This is a genomic window from Micromonospora sp. NPDC049049 (assembly GCF_040649115.1).
Classification (GTDB): Bacteria; Actinomycetota; Actinomycetes; order Mycobacteriales; family Micromonosporaceae; genus Micromonospora.
In genome coordinates, this window is sequence record NZ_JBEZEX010000007.1 from 61,217 (window position 1) to 84,622 (window position 23,406).

Consider the following 23,406-nt stretch of genomic DNA (forward strand, 5'->3'; position numbering starts at 1 on the left):
GTGACCCTGCGACTCGTCGAATTCGTGGTGGCCGGTAACGAGGCCAGCGATCTGTTGCCGGTGCGGTCGGCGGCGCTGCTGCGCGCGTACGGTGCCCGGCGGGGCTTCTGGACGGTGCTGGACGAGGGGCCGGTGGAGCGCTGCCTGGCGCTGCTGCTGGAGCGCGACGACGGGGAGTGGACGGCCCTGCACGTGCCGGCGGATGCCGGTGTGGAGAACGGGCGGACCGAGGACGGTGAGGCGCTCGCCCACCACGACGGCTGGGTGTACGTGTTCGGCTCCCACTTCGGCTCGAAGGCAGGCCCGCTGCGACCTCGGCGCGCCTTCGTGGCCCGGTTCCGGGAGGACGACGCGGCGGCCGGGCCGGTGCCGGTGCACGTGGTACGCAACTCGTTTCGCCTGCACCGGGCGGTGAACGACGCTCTCGCCGCGGCGCCGCTGACCCTCCTGCCGGCGGGGGAGCGGGTGCGGGAGCGGTTCATCGTGGAGACGCTGGCTCGGGGGACCGTCCGGGAGAAGAGCTGGGTGAGCCGGTTGGCCCCGGACGACCTGCCGTTGAACGTGGAGGCTGCGGCGTTCACTCCGGCCGGGACGGTGCTGCTCGGGCTGCGTTTTCCGGTCACCGACGCCGGTGAGCCGATCCTGGTCGAGGTGGCCGGTGTGCCCGGCATGTTCACGGCCGAGCGGGCCTGGCCGCGGGCGTTGGGCGCGTACGTGCTGACCGGCGTCACCGCGCCGGGGCAGCTGACCGGCTTCCGCGCGATCACCCCGACGGCGGACGGCGGGTACGCGGCCGTGATCGGCTCGATCGACGCGCTGGGCAAGGGGTCGGTCCTGCTCGACGACCATCCGGGTGGGGGTGAGGTCACCTCCCGGCACGTCCGCTTCCGGCTCACCGGTGGCGAGGCGGGCGACGGGCGGCGGCTCGTCGGGGAGCAGGTGGCGGACCTGGCCCCGTTTCACCACGTCGAGGGCGTGGCGGAGCTGGACGGACGGTCGTTCTACGTCACGGACGAGGACCATCGGGTCGCGCTCTGGGTCGGCTGAGCCGGCGCCGGGGGCGGATGACCGGACGGCACCTCCGCGGAGCAAGGGCCGCAGACCCTCGTGGTGCCGTCCGATCACCGGGGCCTCCCCGGTCCCGGTGCCCCCGGCAGCACGGGCGTCAAGGACGCACGGCGCCGTGTTCGGGCATGGGAAGCATGCCTAACCGGCCCCGGAGCCGTCGAGGTTTTTCAGTCCAGGCTTAAAGATGGAGATTACTGCCGGCCAGGTAGAGTCGAACGGTCATCCGGCATCCCCCCTGTCGGCGACACAGGAGCGCTCCATGCTGAAGATCCACTTTTCTGGGGAGGACATTCTCCGGACCCGGGTGGCGCCGGCGGCGGACCCGGTCTGGGAGCTGGTCCTCAGCCTGCACGTGCTGCGCGGCCGCACCCGCGATCCGCTGACCGCCAACTGGCGGCGCAGCGTGGCCCGGGATCTGCGCCAGAACTCCGCCTCCGAGCAACTCCGCCTGCTCTTCGCGTTGAACCCGCCGCGTGGCTACTTCCCCGACTTCCTCACCCCGTACGCCAGCGTCGAGGGCTTCGAGGCCGGGCTGGACGCGCTCCGCCGGACCCCCGCCGAGTTGCTGCACCGGGACCTGAGCGTGCTGGCCGCCGAGAATCAGCTGCCCTCCTCCGCGGCAGCGCTCGCTCGCGGTGAGGTGTCGGCGCTCCACCACCTCGCGGAGTCGATGGAGCAGTACCGCTCGCTGGCAATCAGCCCGTACTGGGGCCGGATCCAGGCCGCGGTTGCGGCGGACCGCACGCGGCGGGCGCGGGCGCTGCTCGACGGCGGCGTCGAGGGCCTGCTCGCCAGCCTCCGGCCGGCGATGCGCTGGGAGAGCGGGGTGCTGGAGGTCCACAGCTACCCGCACAGCAGGGAGCTGCACCTGGACGGCCGTGGGCTGCTGCTGGTGCCGTCGTTCTTCTGCGCTGCGACCCCTGTCGCACTGCTCGACCCGGCGCTGCCACCGGTGCTGGTCTACCCGGTGGACCGGCTGGGAGCGCTGGTCTCCGCCGACGCCGACGCCGCGTCCGGTGCTGCCCGCGAATCACTCGCCGCGCTGCTGGGCCGCACCCGGGCGGCGGTGTTGCAGGCCAGCGACGAGGGCTGCACCACCGGGGAGGTCGCCCGCCAGCTCAACATCTCACCGGCGGCGGCGAGCCAGCACGCCACAGTCCTGCGCAACGCTGGTCTGCTGGTCAGCCACCGCGAACGCAACAGCGTGCTGCACACGTTGACCCCGCTGGGCCGGGCCATGCTGGACGCGTGACCCGGCCGTTCGCACAGGCCTTAGGGGCGGTTCTACAGGGCGAGCGCGGCGCTCGCCGGGCTACCCGGCGGCGGCGGCAACAGTGTCGACCCGACACCCTGGGCGGCCAGGGCGACGCGCAGCCGGTGCAGGTCGGCACCGAAACGGACCAGACCGAACGGCTCGACGGGCGTCGGGGCCGAGCCGAGCACCAGGTCGGCGCCGTCCGGCCACCCGGGCATCTCGGCGACCAGTCCGGCGCGTACCTCGGCCTCGTCGACCAGTGTGAAGACCGTGCCGGGGGCGACCACCCCGGCGACCGCGTCGATCGCCCGTCGCACCGCGGTCAGGTCCGCCGGTGTCGGGCCCGGGCCGTCGGTCAGGGTGGCGGCGTCGGAGAGCCCGGCGGCGCGGGCTTCGGCGGTACCGAGCGAGAACAGGTCCTGCGCCGCGTCGCGGATCAGCGCCCGCGCGCCACCGGCGTCGTCCGGGTTGCTGGCCGGCAGATAGCCCCGCACCACAGCGACGGGGACCTGATCGCACTTGCCCTTGATCAGTTCGCCGGCACCCGCCAGCTCGTCCACCACGGCCATCTGGGTCAACTGCAACTCGTTGCCGTACGGGTCGACCTCGCCCCGGTGGTCCCGGATCGCCGTCATGCCGGCCACCCCGAGCGCCACGTCGGTGAGCCCGTTGCGCCAGGGTCGTCCCATCGTGTCGCTGATGATCACGGCCAGATCCAGGTCGTAGCGCTCGCGAAGCGCGTCCCGAAGAGCCCGCGCCGAGGCGTCCGGGTCGACAGGCAGCAGCACCAGTTGGGTCTTGTCCACGTTCGACGCGTCGATCCCGGCCGAGGCCATGACGAAGCCGTGGTGGGTCTGCACGATCCGGGTCGCCCCCCGACTGGCCACCACCCGGGCGGTCTCACCGGCCAGGACGTCGTCCCGGGCGGCCAGCCGTTCCGGCCCGTCCGCCGGCACGTCGACGAGCCGCCCCTCCGCCTTGGAAACGATCTTGCTGGTCACCACCAGTACGTCGCCGTTGCGCAGCCACGGCGCGGCAGTCGCGATCACCGCGGCCAGATCGTCACCCTCGGTCACGTGACCGATGCCGAGCACCGGCAGAATCTCCAGCCTCACGTCAACTCCACCGCGGCGCGGACCATAGCCGCCGTCGCCGCCTCGTCGGTCATCCGCAGCGGCACCGCGCGGACCGTCACCTCGGGCACCACGGTGCCCGCGTCCTCCTCGGCCACCAGCCAACCGTCGAGCAGACCGCCGCTCGCCCGGCCGCCGTAGAGCCGACCCACCCCCGCCGCGCTGCACTCCGCGCCGAGCACGGCCAGGCAACGGTCGGCCATCCCCCGCACCGGCGCGCCGCCGATGATCGGGGAGACACCCACCACCGGTGCCGGGCCGTCCGCCACCGCCGCACGCAGCCCCGGTACGGCCAGCACCGGCGCGACGCTCACCACCGGGTTGCTCGGCGCGATCAGCACCAGGTCGGCCGAGGCGATCGCGTCCAGCACCCCGGGTGCCGGCTTCGCCGTCTCCGCGCCCACGAACACGAAGCGGTGCGTGAGGATGTCGGCGCGGTACCGCACCCACCACTCCTGAAAGTGGATCGCCCGCTGACCCTGGTCGTCCTCCACCACGGCATGGGTCTCCAGGCGGTCGTCCGTCGCCGGCAACAGGCGTACGCCCGGCTCCCAGCGGCTGGCCAGCGCCTCGGTGACCGCGCTCAACGGATAACCGCCGTTGAGCATGGTGCTGCGGACCAGGTGGGTGGCGATGTCCTTGTCGCCGAGGCCGAACCAGGTCGGCTCGGCCCCGTACGCGGCCAACTCCTGTTTGACCGTCCAGCTCTCGTCGACCCGACCCCAGCCCCGTTCCGGGTCGGCGCCCCCGCCGAGGGTGTACATGACGCTGTCCAGGTCGGGGCAGATTTTCAACCCGTGTAACCACAGGTCGTCGCCGACGTTGACAACGGCGGTCACCTCAGCACCGACGTCACGGGCGTACGCCCGGACGCCGAGCAGGAACCGGGCGCCGCCGATGCCGCCGGCCAGAACCACGATGCGCATGTCGACCATCCTCGCGCACGTGACGCCTCCGATCGGTGGGTGGCCCGGGAGACTAGGCTCACGGTCACCTGTCCGTTGATGCCCCGAGGGGGAGCTCGTGACCAGCCCCGCCGAGCCCGCGTCCGCCGACGCGACGCAGGCCCGCCAGCTGACCAAGCCACTACGGGAGCTCGCCGCGCTCGCGCTGCTCGGCGCCAACGCCGTGTTCCTCTTCGTGGGCCTGCTCCGGCTCATCGCCCCGAACGACTACAGCTCCTTCACCGACCGCGCGGGTAGCGCCTTCTACGCGTTCGTCGGGGTGGAGGCGGTGGGCCTCCCGCTGCTGGCGGTGCTGCTGGCCACGCACATCTCGCCGGTGTTGGCGAAGGCGAAGCTGATCACGCAGGCAGCTCTCGTCGAGTACGCGGTAAGCGCACTGTTCGGCACGCTGACCATGCTGATCTGGACGGTGGGCCGGCTGGCCGAGGCCGAGGTGCTCGACGCGCTGCTCGGTGTGCTCACCCGGTTCGCCTGGATGGTGATCTTCGCGATCGCCGCCTGGGTGGTCTACACCATCTGGCGTGCCCACTACTACGTGCCGCGAGCCAAGCCGCAGCCAGGCGTCTACGGCCAGCCCCAGCCGGGCTGGCCGCAGCAGCAGGGCGGTTGGCCGACCCCGGGCCAGCCCGGCAGCCAGCCGCAGGGTGGCTGGCCCGCTCCCGGCCAGCCCGGCGGCGGCTACCCGCAGGCTGGCCAGCCGGGTGGTGGTTACCCGCAAGCTGGTCAGCCGGGTGGCTACCCGCAGGCCGGCCAGTACGGCCAGCAGTCGCCACCGTTCCAGGCCCCGCAGTCGGCCCCGCCGTTCCCGCAGTCGGCCCCGCCGCACCCGCAGTCCGCGCCGCCGTTCCCGCAGTCCGCGCCGCCGCACCCCCAGTCGGCCCCGCCGTTCCCGGCGCCGCAGTCCGCGCCCCAGGCGAACCCCGCCCCTCAGTCAGCGCCGCCGTCCCCGGCCGTGCCGCCGTTCGGGCAGCCGCCGTCGGCCGACCCCACTCAGGCGATCCCGCGCCAGTCCGCCGACCCCACCGAGGTCATCTCCCACCCCACCGACCCGGACAACGACCGCACCCAACACATCAAGCCCAACGACCACCCCGACCAGCCCCGCTGACCCGCTGACCCGAAGACCGCGCCGATCTTGCACTTTCGGTAGTCGAAACGAGCGAGTTGTCCCCTAAGTCGGGACACAAACTGCAAGATCGCGAGGCTCCGGCACCACAACTCCGTCGATCATGGAGTTGTGGTGCCGGATTCGCGCTTTTACGAGACGCTTTGTCACCCACCACAACTCCTTGATCGACGGGGCGCACCGCGCGGGAGGCTGCGACCGGGCACGGCGCGGCGCGGGGCGAGGTGGGGACTGGTTGGGTGGCGTCGGGCTGCGCATAGGGTGAGTGGATGGTTGATCGCACCCACTCCGGCCCGAGCGATGCGAGCGTGCGGCGGGCCCTGGGCCGGGCCGCGAACGGGCGGGCGCTGGATCTCGACGAGGCGACCGCGCTGCTGTCCGCTCGTGGCGACGCGCTCGACGAGCTGCTCCGGCTCGCCGGGGGAGTCCGCGACGCCGGGCTGCGGGACGCCGGGCGGCCGGGTGTGGTCACGTACTCCAAGAAGGTTTTCATTCCGCTGACCCGGCTCTGCCGGGACCGCTGCCACTACTGCACCTTCGCGACGGTGCCGCACCGGTTGCCGGCGCCGTTCCTGGACCGCGACGAGGTCCTCGCGATCGCCCGGGCCGGTGCCGCGCAGGGTTGCAAGGAGGCGCTGTTCACCCTGGGTGACCGGCCGGAGGAACGGTGGCCGGCGGCGCGGACCTGGTTGGACGAACGCGGTTACGACTCGACCCTGGACTACCTGCGCGCCTGCGCGGTGGCGGTGTTGGAGGAGACCGGTCTGCTGCCGCACCTCAACCCCGGGGTGCTGTCCTGGTCGGAGCTGCAACGGCTCAAGCCGGTCGCGCCGAGCATGGGCATGATGCTGGAGACGACCGCGACGCGGCTGTGGTCCGAGCCGGGTGGCCCGCACTTCGGCTCACCGGACAAGGAGCCGGCGGTCCGGTTGCGGGTGCTCGAGGACGCGGGCCGGGTCGGGGTGCCGTTCACCACGGGCATCCTGATCGGTATCGGGGAGACCCCGGGGGAGCGGGTGGACGCGCTCTTCGCGATCCGTCGCGCCCACCGGGAGTACGGCCACCTCCAGGAGGTGATCGTGCAGAACTTCCGCGCCAAGCCGGACACGGCGATGCGCGGCATGCCGGACGCGGAGCTGCACGATCTGGCCGCCACGGTGGCGGTGGCCCGGCTGCTGCTCGGCCCGAAGGCCCGGATCCAGGCCCCGCCGAACCTCATCGCCGGCGAGTACGACCTGCTGCTGCGCGCCGGCATCGACGACTGGGGCGGCGTCTCCCCGCTCACCCCCGACCACGTCAACCCGGAGCGCCCCTGGCCGCAGATCGACGAGTTGGCCCGGCACACCGAGCTGGCGGGTTTCACGCTGCGGGAGCGGTTGACGATCTACCCGGAGTACGTGCGTGCGGGTGACCCGTGGCTCGATCCTCGGCTGCTGCCGCACGTCGGTGCCCTGGCCGATCCGTCGACGGGCATGGCGGTCGAGTCGGCGATGCCGCAGGGACGACCGTGGCAGGAGCCGGAGGAGGTGTTCGGCGGGCGGGTCGACCTGCACGCCACCATCGACACCACCGGCCGCACCGACGACCGGCGGGGCGACTTCGACAGCGTCTACGGCGACTGGGCCGAGGTTGCTGGCAAGGTCACCCCGGAGGCGACCGCCCGCCGGGCGGGCGTACCCGTGGCGCCGGCCGGGAGTGGCGCGGACCGTGACCTGGCGGCCGGGTTGCGGCTCGCCGCCGACGACCCGGCGGCGCTGCTCGACCCCGCGCACACCGATGCCGCGCTGGCGCTGTTCGGCGCGGACGGGCCGGCGCTCGACGAGTTGTGCCGCCTCGCCGACGACGTGCGCCGTGCGGCGGTCGGCGACGACGTCACCTACGTGGTCAACCGCAACATCAACTTCAGCAACGTCTGCTACGTGGGCTGCCGCTTCTGTGCGTTCGCGCAGCGTGAGCGGGACGCCGACGCGTACCGGCTCTCCGTCGAGCAGGTCGCGGACCGGGCGGAGCAGGCGTGGGCGGCCGGTGCCAGCGAGGTGTGCCTCCAGGGCGGCATCGACCCGAAGATGCCGGTAACCGGGTACGCCGACATCGTGCGCGCGATCAAGGCCCGGGTGCCCGAGATGCATGTGCACGCATTCTCGCCCATGGAGATCGTCACCGCCGCCGCGAAGGCCGGGGTGCCGGTCCGTGAGTGGTTGCTCCAGCTGCGCGAGGCCGGGCTGGACACCATTCCGGGCACCGCCGCCGAGATCCTCGACGACGACGTGCGCTGGGTGCTGACCAAGGGCAAACTCCCGGCCGCCGCCTGGGTCGAGGTGGTCAGCACCGCCCACGAGCTGGGCATCCGGTCCAGCTCCACGATGATGTACGGCCACGTCGACCACCCCGGGCAGTGGCTGGCGCACTTCCGGGTGCTGGCCGGGGTGCAGGACCGCACGGGCGGGTTCACCGAGTTCGTGGCGCTGCCGTTCGTGCACACGAATGCTCCGATCTATCTGGCGGGTATCGCCCGCCCGGGGCCGACGTGGCGGGAGAACCGGGTGGTGCACGCCATGTCCCGGCTGCTGCTGCACGGCCGGATCGACAACATCCAGTGCTCCTGGGTGAAGCTCGGCGACGAGGGCACCGTCGCGATGCTCCAGGGCGGCTGCAACGACCTGGGCGGCACGCTGATGGAGGAGACCATCTCCCGGATGGCCGGCTCCGACAACGGTTCGGCGCGCACCGAGGAGCAGTTGCGGGCCATCGCGAAGGCCGCCGGTCGTCCGGCGCGCAAGCGGTCGACTGCGTACGGTCACGCCCGGCCCTGACGTCGAACCTTTCCCCGCCACCGGCCGTACCACGCGATGCCGGTGGCGGTCGCGGCGAGGACCGCCGCCAGTGTCCCCTCAGGGGCCCGGCGGCGTCGCGAGACGGCACCGGACCCGTCCGTCTCCGCGGGCGCGTTCGCGCCACCGCCGGAAAGGTTGCCCATGACCAGTGATCAGCGGAAGCGGCAGTGGCCGCGACTGACCCGCCGGCAGACGTTGACCGCCGCGGCGAGCGCCACCCTCGGCGCCGCCGCGCTCACCGTGCCGGGCCTGTCGGCCGCGCAGAACGCCCCCGGAGCGGCCGGACGTGCCGACGAACCGATCGTCGTGCACCTGCGTGACGCCGATTCCGGAACGATGGACGTCTTCGTCGGCGAGACGCGCATCGAGGTACGCGACCGCAGCCTGGCGGACCGGCTGCGGCGCGCCGCCCGGCGCTGACCCGACCCTCCGCCCCGCCATCCTGTCCCCGCCCAGTGAGGTTGGTCCGTCATGTCTTCCCACCGCGAGGCCCCGGAGATAGCCAAGGATCCGGTCGCCGACAGCTCCGACCTGTACGCGTTCGTCAGCCCCGACAAACGCGACACGGTCACGTTGATCGCCAACTACGTGCCGTTGCAGCTCCCCTCCGGGGGCCCGAACTTCTTCGAGTTCGGCGACGACGTGCGCTACGAGATCCATATCGACAACGACGGTGACGGTCGCCCGGATGTCACCTACCGGTTCGAATTCACCACCGAGATCACCAACCCGAACAGTTTTCTCTACAACACCGGCCCGATCGATTCGCTGGACAGCAAGAACTGGAACCGGCGGCAGTTCTACAGCCTGACCCGGGTGGCCGACGGCCGCGAGCACCGGCTGGCCCACAAGCTGCAGTGCCCGCCGTGCAACGTCGGTCCGCTGTCCACGCCGAAGTACGCCGACCTGGTGCGGCAGGCCACCTACTCGCTCTCCACCGGGGAGCGGGTCTTCGCCGGGCAACGTGCCGACGGGTTCTTCGTCGACCTCGGGGCGATCTTCGACCTCGGCACGCTGCGGCCGTTCCAGCAACTGCACGTCGCGGGGAAGAAGATCTTCAAGGCCGAGGGGGAGCCGGTCAACGCCACCGACCGGATGAACGTGCACAGCATCGCCGTGCAGGTGCCGTTGGAGCGGGTGCGTCGGCGCGCCAACCGCTACGGTGCCGCGGATCGGGCGTCGGTGATCGGGGTGTGGACGTCGGCGTCGCGCCGGCAGGTGCGGGTGCTCGGCGACCGGGGCGCGGCGGACACCAGCACCGGCCCGTTCACCCAGGTCTCGCGGTTGGGGAACCCACTGTTCAACGAGGTCATCGTACCGATGTCCAAGAAGGACCTGTGGAATTCGCTGCCGCCGTCGGAGGACAAGCGGTTCGCGCAGTTCGTCGAGCAGCCCGAGCTGGCCGCGTTGCTGCCGGCGCTCTACCCGGACGTCTTCCCCAACCTGGACAAGCTCACCAAGGCGAAGAAGGCCCGGGCCGACCTGGTGGCGATCCTGCTCACCGGCGTGCCGGCCGGGCTGATCGACGGCTTCACCAACACCACAGGCGACGTGCAGGCCGACATGCTGCGACTGAACACCGCGATCCCGCCGACCAGGCGCCCGGACCGGTTCGGGGTGCTCGGCGGCGACCTGGCCGGGTTCCCGAACGGGCGGCGGGTCGGCGACGACGTGGTCAGCATCGCCCTGCGGGCCATCGCCGGGGTCACCGTCCCGTTGGTGGACAAGACATTCCGCCCGGACGCGGCGGCCGCCGCGGTCACCCCGGGGCTGAGCGCCGCCGACGTGACAGCGCCGTTCCTCGGAAACTTCCCCTACCTGGGTACGCCGTACGACGGGTTCAACAACCCGTCGGCGGCGTCCTGACCGGGGCGGGGAGCGCGGATGCACGAGCACGCGTACGGGCCGACGGAGACGGGGACCGTCGTCCTCGATCTGGGCGGTGAGACCGGTGCCCTGATCGTCTACACGGGTCGGGATCTGCACGGCCGGGAGATCGAGATCAGCCGCGACGACGACCGGCGGGTCCACTCGGCGGTGCGTGAGCGCCTGGTGCGCGACGGCTCGTTCCACAGCGCGGTCTATCCCGATCTGCCGAGCGGGATCTATACCGTCTGGTGGGATGATCATACGTCTGCCGGCACCATCACTGTCCATGGTGGAGCGGTGGCCGAGTTTGTCTGGCCGAGCAGCGGTTTTGGGGCCGCCGGCTGACCTCGACGCACCTGTTTCACCCCAGCGCCCCGTCCACATTGTGGACGGGGCGCGAGTGCTGTCCGCAGCTCGACGGGCGGTCTGCGCCGCACCGCGTTAACCTGTCCCCCATTCAAGATCAGCTTAGGGGTGACGGTCTCTGGTGCCGGCCGCTCAGCGACTCGTCGGAGAAGCGCCACGGCAGAAAAGTCGGGCAACTCGCCGGAGAGGGCGTTACTCGGCCGGGGTCTGAATCGATAGGGCAGGTTGCGAGGCTGGACGGCCCGAGTGGCCGACCGGGGGTGTCGGGAGGGCGACTCCATTATCAAGTTTGGCTTGACGGCGCACGCATTACACGCGTGTAATTTGAATGGGGTTGTTCGCGCGGAACGCAACAAAACGGGACGGGATGGACAAGCACGCCTTTCGCGTGGGGGGTTGCAGCGGCGATGACGCCGGTGCGCGACAAGGAGGCATTTGATGGACGGCCAGCTTGAGGTGGCCGACCTGCTCGGAAACGCGCCGGAGTGGCAGGAGCGGGCGTTGTGCTCGCAGACCGACCCCGAGGCGTTCTTTCCCGAGAAGGGCGGCTCGACCCGCGAGGCGAAGCGGATCTGCTCGCGTTGCGAGGTCAAGACCGAGTGCCTCGAATACGCACTGGGTCACGACGAGCGGTTTGGCATCTGGGGTGGGCTCTCCGAGCGGGAGCGGCGCAAGTTGAAGCGGCGGGCCGCCTGAGCGGTGCGCGGGGCTGCCTGCGCGTTGTGAGAGGCCTGCGTGGTTCGAGGGGCCGCCTGCGGTGGTTCGGGAGTCGAGGCGAAGGTTGCCTCAGCGGTGTGAGGGGCGGGGCTGCCGGGGGGCGGCCTGAGGTCGGGGCGGCGGGGGCCGCCCGACCGTCCGCTTCCCGCGCGGTCGGCCCGTCGGGCTCGGCTCAGGCGAGCTCGTCCGGATCCACCCCGAGAAGGTTCGCCACCTGTTCGATGATCACGTCATGGACGAGATCGGCGAGGTCCTCACGGTCCATCGCCCGGAACTCCAGGGGCCGCCGGTACAGCACGATCCGCGGCGGCACCTCCTGCCGGCCCGGGCGGCCGGGCAGCAGCCGGGCCAACGGGACCTCGCCGTCCTCCAGCACATCCGAGTCGTAGACGTTCAAGTCCGGCGGGACGTCCTCGACAGCGAACTCGACCCCGGCCAGCTCCTTGGCGAACCGACGCTCCAGCGTCTCGACGGTGTCCAGGACCAGGTCGTCGAAGACCTCGGCCTTGGTCCGCGCCAGCGGCACAGTGGCCGGAACCAGCCGCCCGCGCAGGCCGCGCCCGTGCCGGTCACGATGCCCACGCCGGCCAGAGGCGGGGCGGCGGTGTTCCGGGCTCGTCATGAGGCAAAGGGTAGCGCCCGTGTCGGGCTGGTCAGCGGCAGCGCCGCTCCCGTGGCGCGGCGCGCCGAGAACGTTCGACTGTGATCACCATGACGGGCGTGTCGCAACGCGAAGCGATGCGCCGGACCCGGTAATGGAGATACCCTGCCGCACGTGAGGTCACCACGGCGCTGCTCCCGTAACGGCTGCCCCCGGCAAGCGGTCGCCACATTGACCTATGTCTACAACGAGTCGACAGCGGTAGTGGGGCCGCTGGCGGCGTTCGCCGAGCCGCACACGTACGACCTGTGCGAGCCGCACGCCCGCAGCCTGACCGCGCCGCGGGGCTGGGACGTCGTCCGGCACGAGGGCGAGTTCGAACCGCCGCCGCCCACCACGGACGACCTGGTCGCGCTGGCCGAAGCGGTCCGCGAAGCCGCCCGCCCGGCCCCCCGCCCTCCGGAGCCGGACCAGAACCGTCCCGAGAACCCCCACCAGACCGGCCGCCGGGGCCACCTCCGCGTAATCCCCCCCAACCACTAAAACCCGCGCCCCAGAGGCCCGCCGCGCCCAACGGCCCGGCCCGGCCCGGCCCGCCGCGCCGCCCTCCTTCCGGCGTTGATCATGAAGTTATTGCCCCGCGCCTCGGCGTGTCGTGGCAATAACTTCATGATCAACGGGGTGGGGGTGGGGGTGGGGGGTTAGAGCTTGGTCCAGGCTTGGGTTAGGACTGTGCGGAGGATCTGCTCGATCTCGTCGAAGTGCTGCTGCTCCGCGATCAGGGGCGGGGCCAGCTGAATGACGGGGTCGCCCCGGTCGTCGGCCCGGCAGTAGAGGCCCGCCTGGAACAGGGCGGTGGAGAGGAAGCCGCGCAGCAGGCGCTCCGACTCGGCCTCGGTGAAGGTCTCCCGGGTGGTCTTGTCCTTGACCAGCTCGATGCCGTAGAAGTAGCCGTCGCCGCGCACGTCGCCGACGATCGGCAGGTCGTGCAGCTTCTCCAGGGTGGCGCGGAAGGCGTCCTCGTTGGCGCGTACGTGCCCGACCAGGTCCTCGCGGGCGAACACCTCCAGGTTGGCCAGCGCCACCGCGCAGGAGACCGGGTGCCCACCGAAGGTCACCCCGTGGGCGAACATGCCGGTCTCGGTGAGGAACGGTTCCATCAGCCGGTCGCTGGCGATCATCGCGCCCAGCGGGGCGTAGCCGGAGGTGATGCCCTTGGCGGTGGTGATGATGTCCGGCTGGTAGCCGTAGCGCACCGCGCCGAAGTACTCGCCCAGCCGCCCCCACGAGCAGATCACCTCGTCGGAGACGAGCAGTACGTCGTACGCGTCGCAGATCTCCCGTACCCGCTCGAAGTAACCGGGCGGCGGTGGGAAGCACCCGCCGGAGTTTTGCACCGGCTCAAGGAAGACCGCGGCGACAGTGTCCGGGCCTTCCCGCTCGATGGCCCGTCCGATCTCGTCGGCGGCCCAGCGGCCGAACGCCTCGAGGTCGTCGCCGTGCTCGGGCGCCCGGTAGAAGTTCGTGTTCGGCACCTTGATCGCACCCGGCACCAGTGGCTCGAAGTCGCTCTTGATGCCGGGCAGGCCGGTGATCGACAGGGCACCCATCGAGGTGCCGTGATAGGCGATGTAGCGGCTGATCACCTTGTACTTGTTGGGCTTCCCGGTGCGCTTGAAGTACGCGCGGGCCAGCTTCCACGCCGCCTCGACCGCCTCGGAGCCGCCGGTGGTGAAGAAGATCCGGTTGAGGTCGCCGGGGGTGAGCGCGGCGATCCTCTCGGCCAGCTCGACGGCCTTCGGGTGCGCGTACGACCAGAGCGGGAAGTAGGCAAGCTCGCCGGCCTGCTTGGCGGCGGCTTCGGCCAGCTCGGTGCGGCCGTGGCCGGCGTTGACCACGAAGAGCCCGGCGAGCCCGTCCAGGTAGCGGCGACCCTGCGCGTCCCAGACGTACGCTCCCTCGCCGCGCACGATGGTCGGCACCTCGCCGGCGGAGTAGCTCGCCATCCGGGTGAAGTGCATCCAGAGGTGGTCGGTGGCGTTGGCCATGTCAGCCCCATCGGTCGTCGGGCCGGTCAAAGGGGTGAGGCCGGCCGCTCTGCCAACGGTTATCGCACAGTCCAGGGGCCTGCGGCAAGTGGTATCAGTGGCTTGACGCGTCTAGAGCGACGGATTCAGCGCGCGCTCACGTAGGTCGCAACGGAATCCGCACTCGTGCCGGTGTGGGCTGCGGGTGACGGATGCGGGTCCGAGGTGTGCTGTCGGTTGCCTTTGGAGCTGACTCGTTTGTGACATCACGGCCGCACCGCCGGGTAGCGCCTCCCGGCGCCGACGCCTCGATCCACTCCGGTTCCTTGATGTCGGGGTGTTGAGGCGTGGTTGATACCGCGATTTCAATGAAGTCGAGTGGATCAAGCAGGGTCGGGCCGCGCGGGACGCGGGCGGGGCACTTCGGGGGCGGTCGCGGGGCGTCCGGAATGCCTGCCAACACGTCACACCGCAACACGCCGGTAGAACGCAGACACGGACACGCAGCGTAGCTATCGTCCGCCGCAACGTGCATCGAGCGGCGTCGCGGCGGTCGCTGGGCGGGCGATCGCGGATCGTCCGGCCACGGCACGGATAACCACGGCACGGAGAACCACGGCACGGAGAACCACGGCACGGAGAACCACGGCACGGAGAACCACGGCACGGAGAACCACGGCCACGGCACGGAGGAGCGGCGGGAGGGCGCGGTGGCGAACGAGGCGTTGCGGGTGGCGATGGCGGAGGCGGGGGAGACGGTTGAGTCGTTGGCCGAGAAGGTCCGCGTCGACCCGAAGACGGCGGCGAGGTGGCTTGCTTCGGGGCGCATTCCGCATCCGCGTACCCGGGTGGCGGTTGCTGAGGTTCTGCGCCGGGACGCGGCCGACCTTTGGCCGGAGCCGTTCCGCCGTCGTGACCTGCCGTGGTTCCGGCCGTGGGCCGAGCTGGAACAGGACGCGACGTCACTCCGGTGGTACGAGCCGCTGCTCGTGCCGGGTCTGCTCCAGACCGAGGGGTACGCCCGGGCGATCCTGGGCACCGGTGGGCTGGTCGCGCCCTCCGAAGTGGACGAGATCGTGGCGGGCCGCCTCGAACGGCAGGCGGTCCTGTGCCGCGATGCTCCACCCCAGCTCGTGGCGGTGATCGACGAGGTGGTGCTGCGCCGGCCGGTCGGCGACCGCGCCGTGATGGCCGCTCAACTGGCCCACCTCGCGAGAGTGGCCGAGTGGGAGCACGTGCAGGTCCGGGTCATCCCGGCCGAGAGTCCGTGGCACACCGGGCTGGCCGGACCGTTCATTCTGGGGCGGCTGCCCGACGGGGCGGAATTGGCGTATCTCGACAATCAGCTCCGCGGTCAGGTCGTGACCGATCCCCTCGACGTCGCTAGCCTGGGACGCAGGTGGGAGAGCGTCACCGGCGAGGCGTTCCCCCGACGACGGTCGATCGAGTTGATCAGGGAAGTGGCCACGACATGGACATGACCGACGCCCGTTGGCGCACCGCGACCCGCAGCAGCAACAACGGTGGCGCCTGTGTCGAGGTGGCCGACAACCTGCCCGGCCGGGTGCTGGTGCGCGACAGCAAGGACCGCGACGGCGGCACCCTGGCCTTCGCGCCGACCGCCTGGGCGTCGTTCGTCGGCGCAGTCGACACCGTCCGCACAACGCATCACTGATCCACTCGGGATCACGGAAACCGGGGCATCAGGGCGGCCCGGACACCCCGACTTCCGGAAAGCCGAGTGGATCAAGGTGCGGCAAGCGCAAGCCAGCCGAGTGGATCAAGGAAGCTCAGGCCGTACCCCAGGTGTAGGTCTGCTTGCGCAGCTTGAGGTAGACGAACGCCTCGGTGGAGATCACCCCTGGCACCGCGCGCAGTCGTTGCAGGATCTCCAGCAGGTGGTCGTCGTTGCGGCAGACCACCTCGGTGAGCAGGTCGAACGACCCGGCGGTGATCACCACGTAGTCGACCTCGTCCAGCTCGGCCAGCCGGTCCGCGACCGCCTCCAGGTCGCCGTCGGTGCGTAGGCCGATCATCGCCTGCCGGTTGAAGCCGAGCTGGAGCGGATCGGTCACCGCCACGATCTGCATCACGCCGGAGTCGAGCAGCCGCTGCACCCGCTGGCGGACCGCCGCCTCGGACAGGCCCACCGCCTTGCCGATCGTCGCGTACGGGCGGCGGCCGTCCTCCTGGAGCTGCTCGATGATCTGCTTGGCCACGTCATCCAGCAGAGCGTGATTGGCGCCTTCACGGACAGCGACGCGTCGACCGCCGTTGCTGTTCTCGTGCTGCCGGTTTGTCATTGCCCGCTCCCCATGTCCCGAATCCTGATGTCGCGCGTGTAACCCCGCGTAGTCTGGCGTATTTCGTCGTGCATCGCTATTCCCGCAACGGAATCCCTTGTAAGGGAGGTCACCTCATGTCAGGATCAGTCGTCCATGGCACTTGACCCTCCCGACATTCCCGCCGGCGCGCCTCCCCCGTCCCGCCCGCCGACGATGACCCCCTAGGAGTCGTCATGCGTACTCCCCTCCGGCCCCTCTCCCGGCGTGGACTGCTCACCGGCACTCTCGGTTCGGCCGCCCTGCTCACCATGGGCGGCAGCCTCGCGGGCTGCGGCACCAAGGGCGCGCAGCAGACCGAAGCTGGTTGCGTCAGCGAGGACCTCTCCGGCACCGAGAAGAAACTCGCCTTCGCCAACTGGCCGCAGTACATGGACGTTGACGACGCTGACGAGTCCAAGCGGCCGAGCCTCGACGAGTTCATCACGAAGACCGGCATCCAGGTGACCTACACCGAGGACATCAACGACAACAACGAGTTCTTCGGCAAGGTGCAGAACCAGCTTGCCGCCTGTCAGAGCACCGACCGCGACATCATCGTGCTGACCGACTGGATGGCGGCCCGGATGATCCGGCTTGGCTGGATCCAGAAGCTGGACCCGGCGAAGATCCCGAACGTGCAGGCCAACCTGCTTCCGTCGCTGCTCAACCGCCCCTTCGACACCGAGAACCGGATCTCCATCCCGTGGCAGTCCGGCCTGGCGGGCCTGGCCTACAACGGCAACGTCACGAAGGAACTGCGGACCGTCGACGAACTGCTCACCCGCCCCGACCTCAAGGGCAAGGTGACAGCGCTCAGCGAGATGCGCGACACAATGGGCCTGCTGCTCGGGTCGAACGGACACGACCCGGCCAACTTCACCGCCGCCCAGTTCGACGACGCCCTCAACAAGCTCAAGAAGGCAGTCGACTCCGGGCAGATCCGCAAGTTCACCGGCAACGACTACGCGCCCGACCTGGCCAAGGGCGACATCGCCGCGTGCATCGGCTGGTCCGGCGACGTCATCCAACTGTCCGGTGAGGACGAGAAGGTGCGGTTCGTCGCGCCGGACTCGGGCGTGATGCTCTACAGCGACAACATGATGGTCCCCAACAAGGCCACCCACAAGGGCAACGCCGAAGCGCTGATCAACTACTACTACGAGCCGGCGGTCGCGGCGAAGCTGGCCGCGTACGTCAACTACATCTGCCCGGTCAAGGGCGCTCAGGCCGAGATGGAGAAGATCGATCCCGAGCTGGCCGCCAACCCGCTGATCTTCCCGGACGAGGCGCTGCTGTCGAAGTCCAAGGTGTTCATGGCCCTGGACGAGAAGCAGGAGAAGGAGTACGAGGGCAAGTTCCAACAGGTCATCGGGGCGTGATGAGGATGGCGCGCGAGACACCCGCCGGCGACCTGCGCCTGGCCGACCTCACCAAACGGTTCGGCGTCTTCACCGCTGTGGACGACCTGAGCCTGACCGTCGAGCAGGGCTCGTTCTTCGCGCTGCTCGGCGCGTCCGGCTGCGGCAAGACCACCACGTTGCGGATGATCGCCGGCCTGGAGGAGCCGACCAGCGGCCAGGTGCTGCTCGGTGACACGGACATCGCCCGGCTGCGGCCGTACAAGCGGCCGGTGAACACCGTCTTCCAGAGCTACGCGCTCTTCCCGCACCTCACCATCTTCGAGAACGTGGCCTTCGGGCTGCGCCGACGCGGCATCCGCTCGGTCGGCGACGAGGTCTCCCGGATGCTGTCGCTGGTGCAGCTCGACGGCTATGGCAGCCGCCGCCCCGCCCAGCTCTCCGGCGGGCAGCAGCAGCGGGTCGCGCTTGCCCGCGCGCTGATCAACCGGCCGCAGGTGCTGCTGCTCGACGAGCCGCTGGGCGCACTCGACCTCAAGCTGCGCCGACAGATGCAGATCGAGCTGAAGCGCATCCAGACCGAGGTCGGCATCACCTTCGTCCACGTCACCCACGACCAGGAGGAGGCCATGACCATGGCCGACACCGTCGCGGTGATGAACGCCGGCCGGATCGAGCAGTTGGGTGCCCCGGCCGACATCTACGAGTTTCCCGCCACCGCCTTCGTGGCGAACTTCCTCGGCCAGTCCAATCTGCTCGCCGGCGAAGCCACCGGCGTCGGCGGCGGCGACGTCGCGGTGACGGCGCACGGCACGCGCTTCTCTGTGCCCGCCGGCCGCGCACGGGCCGAGAGCGGTCCGGTCCACCTGGGGGTACGCCCGGAAAAGCTGATTCTGGTCGGCTCCGCCGACCAGGTGCCCGCCGGGCATCAGCACGTCACCGGAGTGGTCACCGACGCCTCCTACGTGGGAGTCAGCACGCAGTACCTGCTGCGCACCGGCTGGGGCACCGAGTTGTCGGTCTTCGCCGCCAACAGCGGAACGTCGACGACAGTGGCGGTCGGCAGCGAGGCCGTGGCGTACTGGGATCCGCGGCACGCGTTCCTGCTGCCCCGCGACGCCGCCGACACCGACCGGACGTCACCGGTGCTGGACGAGCCGGTGGGTGTGTCGTCGTGACCCTGCTGGCCCCCACCGGGTCGGGGCGCCCGCCCGCCGCGCCACCGGCAGCCCGGTCCGGGCGACGCCGGCTCCTGCCGTACCTCCTGTTGTTGCCGGGTGCGGCCTGGCTGCTCATCTTCTTCGGTGTGCCGCTCGTGCAGTTGGCGGCTGCCAGCCTGTACGACCCCAGCGGCTCGCTCTCCACCGGGTACGCGATGACCTGGGCGGTCAACAACTACCCGGACGTGCTCCAGGCGTACTGGCCGCAGTTCCTGCGCTCGTTCGGCTACGCCGGGCTGGCCCTGGTGCTGGCGTTGCTGCTGGGCTACCCACTGGCGTACGCCATCGCGCAGAAGGCCGGCCGCTGGAAGAACCTGCTGCTGGTGTGCGTCGTCGCCCCGATGTTCACCAGCTTCCTGGTCCGCACGCTGGCCTGGAAGACGATCCTGTCGGACAACGGCGCGCTCGTCGGTCTGCTGCGCGACGTGCACCTGCTCGCCCCGGACGGTCGGCTGCTGGCCACCCCGTTCGCTGTGGTGCTCGGCCTGACGTACAACTTCCTGCCGTTCCTGGTGCTGCCGCTGTACGCGAGCCTGGAGCGGCTGGACCCGCGGTTGCTGGAGGCGGCCACCGACCTGTACGCGAGCCCGGTGCAGGCGTTCCGTCGGGTGACGCTGCCGCTGTCCATGCCCGGTCTGGTCGCCGGCACGCTGCTGTTCTTCATCCCGGCCAGCGGCGACTACATCAACGCGGAGCTGCTCGGCACCCCGAACGAATACATGATCGGCAACGTCATCGACTCGGCGTTCCTGGTCCGACTGGACTACCCGCAGGGCGCCGCGCTGTCGTTCCTGCTGATGGCGGCGATCCTCGCGGTGGTCTTCGGCTACCTCCGTCGAGCCGGCACGGAGGAGGTCCTGTGAGCGCGAGGAGTGCAGCGCAGCGGAGCCCCGCAGTCGCGATTGAAAGGCGGCTCCGATGAGGGTTTCCCGCTGGTTGGCGGACCGCTGGGTGATGATCGTGGCGTTGCTGGTGCTCGGCTACCTGGCGCTGCCGATCCTGGTGGTGGCGGGGCTGTCGTTCAACCGGCCGTCGAGCCGGCTCTCGTACGACTTCAACGAGTTCACTCTGGACAACTGGCGGCAGCCGTGCGCCACCTCGGACATGTGCGACGCGGTGGTCCGCAGCGTGCAGATCGGTTTCATCGCCACGGTGGTCGCCACGGTGCTCGGCACCCTGATGGCGTTCGCGCTGGTCCGGCACCGCTTCCGGGGCCGATCCGGGATCAACGTGCTGATCTTCCTGCCGATGGCCACCCCGGAACTGGTGATGGGCACGTCGTTGCTGGCCCTGTTCGTGTCGGCGGGCGTACCGCAGGGTTTCTGGACCATCGTGATCGCGCATGTGATGTTCTGCGTGTCGTTCGTGGTGGTCACCGTCAAGGCGCGGCTCGCCGGGATGGACCGGCGGCTGGAGGAGGCCGCCATGGACCTCTACGCCAACGAGTGGCAGACCTTCCGGCGGATCACCCTGCCGCTGGTGCTGCCCGGCATCGTGGCCGCCGCGTTGCTGGCCTTCTCGCTGAGCTTCGACGACTTCATCATCACGAACTTCAACGCCGGCACCACCGTCACGTTCCCGATGTACGTCTGGGGCGCCGCCCAGCGTGGCATCCCACCGCAGGTCAACGTGATCGGCACGGCGATGTTCGCTGTCGCGTTGCTGCTCGTGGGGCTCAGCTCGCTGCGCGGTCGACGGGCCCGCCGCGCCGCGCTGCTCTCCGGGCCGTCAGGTCACCCGCGTCGGTCGTCATGACCCGCCCCGATGCTCCGGACCACCCGGCGGGCGCGCGGTCATGACACTCCCACATACCGGCCGGGCGTTGGCCGACGCCGCACCCGTGCCGTACTGGCTCGACCGCCCGGACCGCCCTGACCCGCTACCGCCGCTGAGCGGTCGGCACTCCGCCGACCTGCTGGTGATCGGCGGTGGTTACAGCGGACTGTGGGCCGCGCTGTTGGCGAAACAGGCGGACCCGGACCGGGACGTGCTGCTCGTCGACGCCGGGACCTGCGGTTGGGCGGCCTCCGGGCGCAACGGCGGTTTCTGCGCCGCCTCGCTGACCCACGGCCTCGCCAACGGTGTCGAGCGGTTCCCCGACGAGGTCGGCGAGTTGGAACGCCTCGGCCGGGACAACCTGAACGCCATCGCCGCCACCGTCGAGAAGTTCAACATCGACTGCGACTTCGAGCGCACCGGTGAGCTGGCCGTCGCCGTCGAGCCGTACCAACTCGACGGGCTGGCCGCCGACGCGGACCTGGCCCGCCGGTACGGGCACCGGGTGCGGTTGCTCGACCGGGACGAGGTGCGCGCCGAGGTGCACTCACCGACGTACCTGGGTGGGATGTTCGACGCCGACCGGGTGGCCATGGTGGACCCGGCGAAGCTGGCCTGGGGGCTGCGCCGCGCCTGCCTCGACCTCGGCGTACGCGTGCACGAGCACACCCGGGTCACCGGACTGCGCGCCGACGGTGCGGCAGTGCACGCCAGCACCCTGGGCGCCGGTCCCGCCGCGCACCCGGCCGACAGTGGCCGGGCCGACACCAGTGCCGCCGGCCTGCCCGGCTCGATCCGGGCGCGCCGGGTCGTGCTGGCCACCAACGCGTTCCCGCCGCTGCTACGCCGACTGCGGGCGTACCTGGTGCCCGTCTACGACCACGTGCTGATGACCGAGCCGCTCACCCCCGCCCAGCGCGACGCCATCGGGTGGCGCAACCGGCAGGGGCTCGCCGACACCGCCAACCAGTTCCACTACTACCGGATCACCACCGACGGACGGATCCTCTTTGGCGGCTACGACGCCGTCTACCACTACGGCAACCGGGTAGCGCCCGAGTTGGAACAACGACAGGCCACCTTCACCACCCTCGCCCGCCACTTCTTCACCACGTTCCCGCAGCTCGCCGACGTGCGGTTCAGCCACCGCTGGGGCGGAGTCATCGACACCTGCACCCGGTTCTGCCCGTTCTTCGGCACCGCCTACGGCGGTCGGCTGGCGTACGCGGCCGGCTACACCGGCCTCGGCGTCGGGGCCACCCGCTTCGGGGCCCGGGTGCTGCTCGACCTGCTCGACGGCGGGAACACCCCGCTGACCCGGCTCGACCTGGTTCGCCGCAAGCCACTGCCGTTCCCACCGGAACCCGTCCGCGCGGTCGGCATCAATCTCACCCGCTGGTCACTGGCCCGCGCCGACGCGCGCGAGGGTCGGCGCGACCTCTGGCTCCGTACTCTCGATCGTTTCGGTTTGGGGTTTGATTCCTGATGCGTGTCCTCCTCGTCGGCGCCGGTGGCGTCGGCTCCGCCGCCGTAGCCATCGCCGCCCGACGGACCTTCTTCGAGACCATCGTGGTGGCCGACCACGACCCCGTTCGGGCCCAACGGGCGGTCGCCGGGCACGGTGACCGTTTCGTCGCCGCCCAGGTGGACGCCTCCTCGGCCGACGCGGTCACCGCACTGTGCCGGGAGCACCGGATCACGCACGTGTTGAACGCCGTCGACCCGCGGTTCGTCATGCCGATCTTCGACGGCGCGTTCGCGGCCGGCGCGGACTACCTCGACATGGCGATGTCGCTGTCACACGTCGAGACCGGCGTGAAGCTCGGCGACGAACAGTTCGCGGTGGCCGACACCTGGTCGGCGGCCGGTCGGCTGGCGCTGTGCGGCATCGGGGTCGAGCCCGGCCTCTCCGACGTCTTCGCCCGTTACGCCGCCGACGAACTGTTCAGCGAGATCGACGAGATCGGTGTCCGGGACGGGGCGAACCTGACAGTCGACGGGTACGACTTCGCGCCCTCGTTCTCCATCTGGACGACGATCGAGGAGTGCCTGAACCCGCCGGTCATCTGGGAGAAAGACCGGGGCTGGTTCACCACCGAACCGTTCTCCGAGCCGGAGGTCTTCCACTTCCCCGAGGGGATCGGGCCGGTCGAGTGCGTCAACGTCGAGCACGAGGAGGTGCTGCTCATCCCGCGCTGGGTCAAGGCCCGGCGGGTCACCTTCAAGTACGGCCTGGGCGACGAGTTCATCGAGGTGCTCAAGACGCTGCACAAGCTCGGCCTGGACTCCGTCTCCCCGGTGCGGGTACGCGGCGTCGAGGTCTCCCCGCGCGACGTGGTCGCCGCGAGCCTGCCCGACCCGGCCACGCTCGGCGCCCGGATGCGCGGTAAGACCTGCGCCGGCACCTGGGTACGCGGCCTCGGCCCGGACGGGCAACCCCGCGAGGTCTACCTGTACCACGTGGTTGACAACGAGTGGTCGATGCGGGAGTACGGGCACCAGGCGGTGGTCTGGCAGACCGCCGTCAACCCGGTCGTCGCCTTGGAGTTGCTCGCCAGCGGCGCGTGGGCCGGCGTGGGCGTGCTCGGGCCGGAGGCGTTGCCCCCGATGCCCTTCCTCGACCTGCTGAACGGTTACGGCTCACCATGGGCGATGGAGGAACGGTGAGCTCATCCCGTTGACGGCATAGCGACAGTTCCGTCGCCGTAGTTCGATCTCCGACCTCTGTCGATGCGGTGCGTGGTGATCTGCGGCTTTTGTTGGTGCT

General features: G+C 70.6%; 22 protein-coding genes. 17 read left to right on the top strand and 5 right to left on the bottom strand.

Translation table 11 applies throughout. The annotated features are described in order from the left end of the window. Both AB0B68_RS09985 and AB0B68_RS09990 read left to right on the top strand, forming a co-directional pair. Nucleotides 1-1,047 carry a hypothetical protein gene (locus AB0B68_RS09985; RefSeq protein WP_357203622.1) on the top strand — a complete coding sequence of 349 codons (1,047 nt, stop codon included), beginning with the start codon at nucleotides 1-3 and terminating at the stop codon, nucleotides 1,045-1,047. A gap of 280 nt (nucleotides 1,048-1,327) precedes the next feature. Next, the gene (locus AB0B68_RS09990; RefSeq protein WP_357203625.1) at nucleotides 1,328-2,320 is read left to right on the top strand and encodes a winged helix-turn-helix domain-containing protein; all 993 of its coding nucleotides are present in this window, start codon (nucleotides 1,328-1,330) and stop codon (nucleotides 2,318-2,320) included. A 32-nt stretch (nucleotides 2,321-2,352) separates the two neighbouring features. Here the strand turns inward: AB0B68_RS09990 and AB0B68_RS09995 are convergent, their stop codons facing one another. Further along, nucleotides 2,353-3,438, bottom strand: coding sequence for a coenzyme F420-0:L-glutamate ligase (locus AB0B68_RS09995; RefSeq protein WP_357203628.1), 1,086 nt, complete (start codon nucleotides 3,436-3,438; stop codon nucleotides 2,353-2,355). Then, a complete protein-coding gene (gene cofD, locus AB0B68_RS10000) occupies nucleotides 3,435-4,382 on the bottom strand; it encodes a 2-phospho-L-lactate transferase (RefSeq protein ID WP_357259066.1) in 948 nt (315 codons plus the stop codon). Before cofD ends, AB0B68_RS09995 begins: the two co-directional genes overlap by 4 nt. Nucleotides 4,383-4,479: 97 nt before the next feature. Between cofD and AB0B68_RS10005 the strand changes: the two genes are divergently transcribed. The 6 genes from AB0B68_RS10005 (at nucleotide 4,480) to AB0B68_RS10030 (ending at nucleotide 11,312) form a co-directional block, all read left to right on the top strand. Next, a complete protein-coding gene (locus tag AB0B68_RS10005) occupies nucleotides 4,480-5,529 on the top strand; it encodes a hypothetical protein (protein ID WP_357203634.1) in 1,050 nt (349 codons plus the stop codon). A gap of 287 nt (nucleotides 5,530-5,816) precedes the next feature. Further along, a complete protein-coding gene (locus AB0B68_RS10010; protein ID WP_357259070.1) occupies nucleotides 5,817-8,360 on the top strand; it encodes a bifunctional FO biosynthesis protein CofGH in 2,544 nt (847 codons plus the stop codon). Nucleotides 8,361-8,522: 162 nt separating this feature from the next. Beyond that, nucleotides 8,523-8,801, top strand: coding sequence for a hypothetical protein (locus tag AB0B68_RS10015; protein ID WP_357208181.1), 279 nt, complete (start codon nucleotides 8,523-8,525; stop codon nucleotides 8,799-8,801). Between the two features lie 51 nt (nucleotides 8,802-8,852). Then, on the top strand, nucleotides 8,853-10,247 hold the full coding sequence (locus AB0B68_RS10020; protein ID WP_357208179.1) for a DUF4331 domain-containing protein: 1,395 nt from the start codon (nucleotides 8,853-8,855) through the stop codon (nucleotides 10,245-10,247). Nucleotides 10,248-10,265: 18 nt separating this feature from the next. Continuing rightward, the gene (locus AB0B68_RS10025; RefSeq protein WP_357208177.1) at nucleotides 10,266-10,595 is read left to right on the top strand and encodes a phospholipase; all 330 of its coding nucleotides are present in this window, start codon (nucleotides 10,266-10,268) and stop codon (nucleotides 10,593-10,595) included. A 459-nt stretch (nucleotides 10,596-11,054) separates the two neighbouring features. Next, a complete protein-coding gene (locus AB0B68_RS10030) occupies nucleotides 11,055-11,312 on the top strand; it encodes a WhiB family transcriptional regulator (RefSeq protein ID WP_007455784.1) in 258 nt (85 codons plus the stop codon). A gap of 193 nt (nucleotides 11,313-11,505) precedes the next feature. Here the strand turns inward: AB0B68_RS10030 and AB0B68_RS10035 are convergent, their stop codons facing one another. Further along, nucleotides 11,506-11,955 (bottom strand): metallopeptidase family protein, encoded by a 450-nt coding sequence (locus AB0B68_RS10035; RefSeq protein ID WP_355005594.1) that lies wholly within the window; start codon nucleotides 11,953-11,955, stop codon nucleotides 11,506-11,508. A 153-nt stretch (nucleotides 11,956-12,108) separates the two neighbouring features. Between AB0B68_RS10035 and AB0B68_RS10040 the strand changes: the two genes are divergently transcribed. Beyond that, nucleotides 12,109-12,477: a DUF3499 domain-containing protein gene (locus AB0B68_RS10040; RefSeq protein ID WP_091394110.1), complete on the top strand. Its 369-nt coding sequence runs from the start codon at nucleotides 12,109-12,111 to the stop codon at nucleotides 12,475-12,477. A gap of 158 nt (nucleotides 12,478-12,635) precedes the next feature. Here the strand turns inward: AB0B68_RS10040 and AB0B68_RS10045 are convergent, their stop codons facing one another. Continuing rightward, nucleotides 12,636-13,982 carry an aspartate aminotransferase family protein gene (locus AB0B68_RS10045; RefSeq protein ID WP_357259073.1) on the bottom strand — a complete coding sequence of 449 codons (1,347 nt, stop codon included), beginning with the start codon at nucleotides 13,980-13,982 and terminating at the stop codon, nucleotides 12,636-12,638. 716 nt (nucleotides 13,983-14,698) lie between these two features. Here AB0B68_RS10045 and AB0B68_RS10050 point away from each other — a divergent pair. Beyond that, nucleotides 14,699-15,442, top strand: coding sequence for a DUF5753 domain-containing protein (locus AB0B68_RS10050; protein WP_357205733.1), 744 nt, complete (start codon nucleotides 14,699-14,701; stop codon nucleotides 15,440-15,442). After that, the gene (locus AB0B68_RS10055) at nucleotides 15,433-15,636 is read left to right on the top strand and encodes a DUF397 domain-containing protein (protein ID WP_357205724.1); all 204 of its coding nucleotides are present in this window, start codon (nucleotides 15,433-15,435) and stop codon (nucleotides 15,634-15,636) included. Before AB0B68_RS10050 ends, AB0B68_RS10055 begins: the two co-directional genes overlap by 10 nt. A gap of 115 nt (nucleotides 15,637-15,751) precedes the next feature. On the opposite strand, the gene AB0B68_RS10060 is transcribed toward AB0B68_RS10055, so the two are convergent. After that, complete coding sequence (locus AB0B68_RS10060) at nucleotides 15,752-16,264, bottom strand: Lrp/AsnC family transcriptional regulator (RefSeq protein WP_357259076.1); 513 nt, start codon at nucleotides 16,262-16,264, stop codon at nucleotides 15,752-15,754. A 215-nt stretch (nucleotides 16,265-16,479) separates the two neighbouring features. Between AB0B68_RS10060 and AB0B68_RS10065 the strand changes: the two genes are divergently transcribed. The 6 genes from AB0B68_RS10065 to AB0B68_RS10090 are packed head-to-tail and all read left to right on the top strand — an operon-like array spanning nucleotide 16,480 to nucleotide 23,306. Next, nucleotides 16,480-17,664, top strand: a complete 1,185-nt coding sequence (locus AB0B68_RS10065; protein ID WP_355005590.1) for a spermidine/putrescine ABC transporter substrate-binding protein — start codon at nucleotides 16,480-16,482, stop codon at nucleotides 17,662-17,664. Then, nucleotides 17,664-18,821 (top strand): ABC transporter ATP-binding protein, encoded by a 1,158-nt coding sequence (locus AB0B68_RS10070; RefSeq protein WP_357205719.1) that lies wholly within the window; start codon nucleotides 17,664-17,666, stop codon nucleotides 18,819-18,821. The genes AB0B68_RS10065 and AB0B68_RS10070 overlap by 1 nt, the downstream gene beginning before the upstream one ends. Beyond that, complete coding sequence (locus AB0B68_RS10075) at nucleotides 18,818-19,726, top strand: ABC transporter permease (RefSeq protein ID WP_357205716.1); 909 nt, start codon at nucleotides 18,818-18,820, stop codon at nucleotides 19,724-19,726. Before AB0B68_RS10070 ends, AB0B68_RS10075 begins: the two co-directional genes overlap by 4 nt. A 55-nt stretch (nucleotides 19,727-19,781) precedes the next feature. Further along, complete coding sequence (locus tag AB0B68_RS10080; RefSeq protein WP_357205713.1) at nucleotides 19,782-20,618, top strand: ABC transporter permease; 837 nt, start codon at nucleotides 19,782-19,784, stop codon at nucleotides 20,616-20,618. Nucleotides 20,619-20,658: 40 nt separating this feature from the next. Then, complete coding sequence (locus tag AB0B68_RS10085; protein ID WP_357205710.1) at nucleotides 20,659-22,125, top strand: FAD-dependent oxidoreductase; 1,467 nt, start codon at nucleotides 20,659-20,661, stop codon at nucleotides 22,123-22,125. After that, nucleotides 22,125-23,306 carry a saccharopine dehydrogenase C-terminal domain-containing protein gene (locus AB0B68_RS10090; RefSeq protein WP_357205707.1) on the top strand — a complete coding sequence of 394 codons (1,182 nt, stop codon included), beginning with the start codon at nucleotides 22,125-22,127 and terminating at the stop codon, nucleotides 23,304-23,306. The genes AB0B68_RS10085 and AB0B68_RS10090 overlap by 1 nt, the downstream gene beginning before the upstream one ends. Nucleotides 23,307-23,406 lie beyond the last annotated feature (100 nt).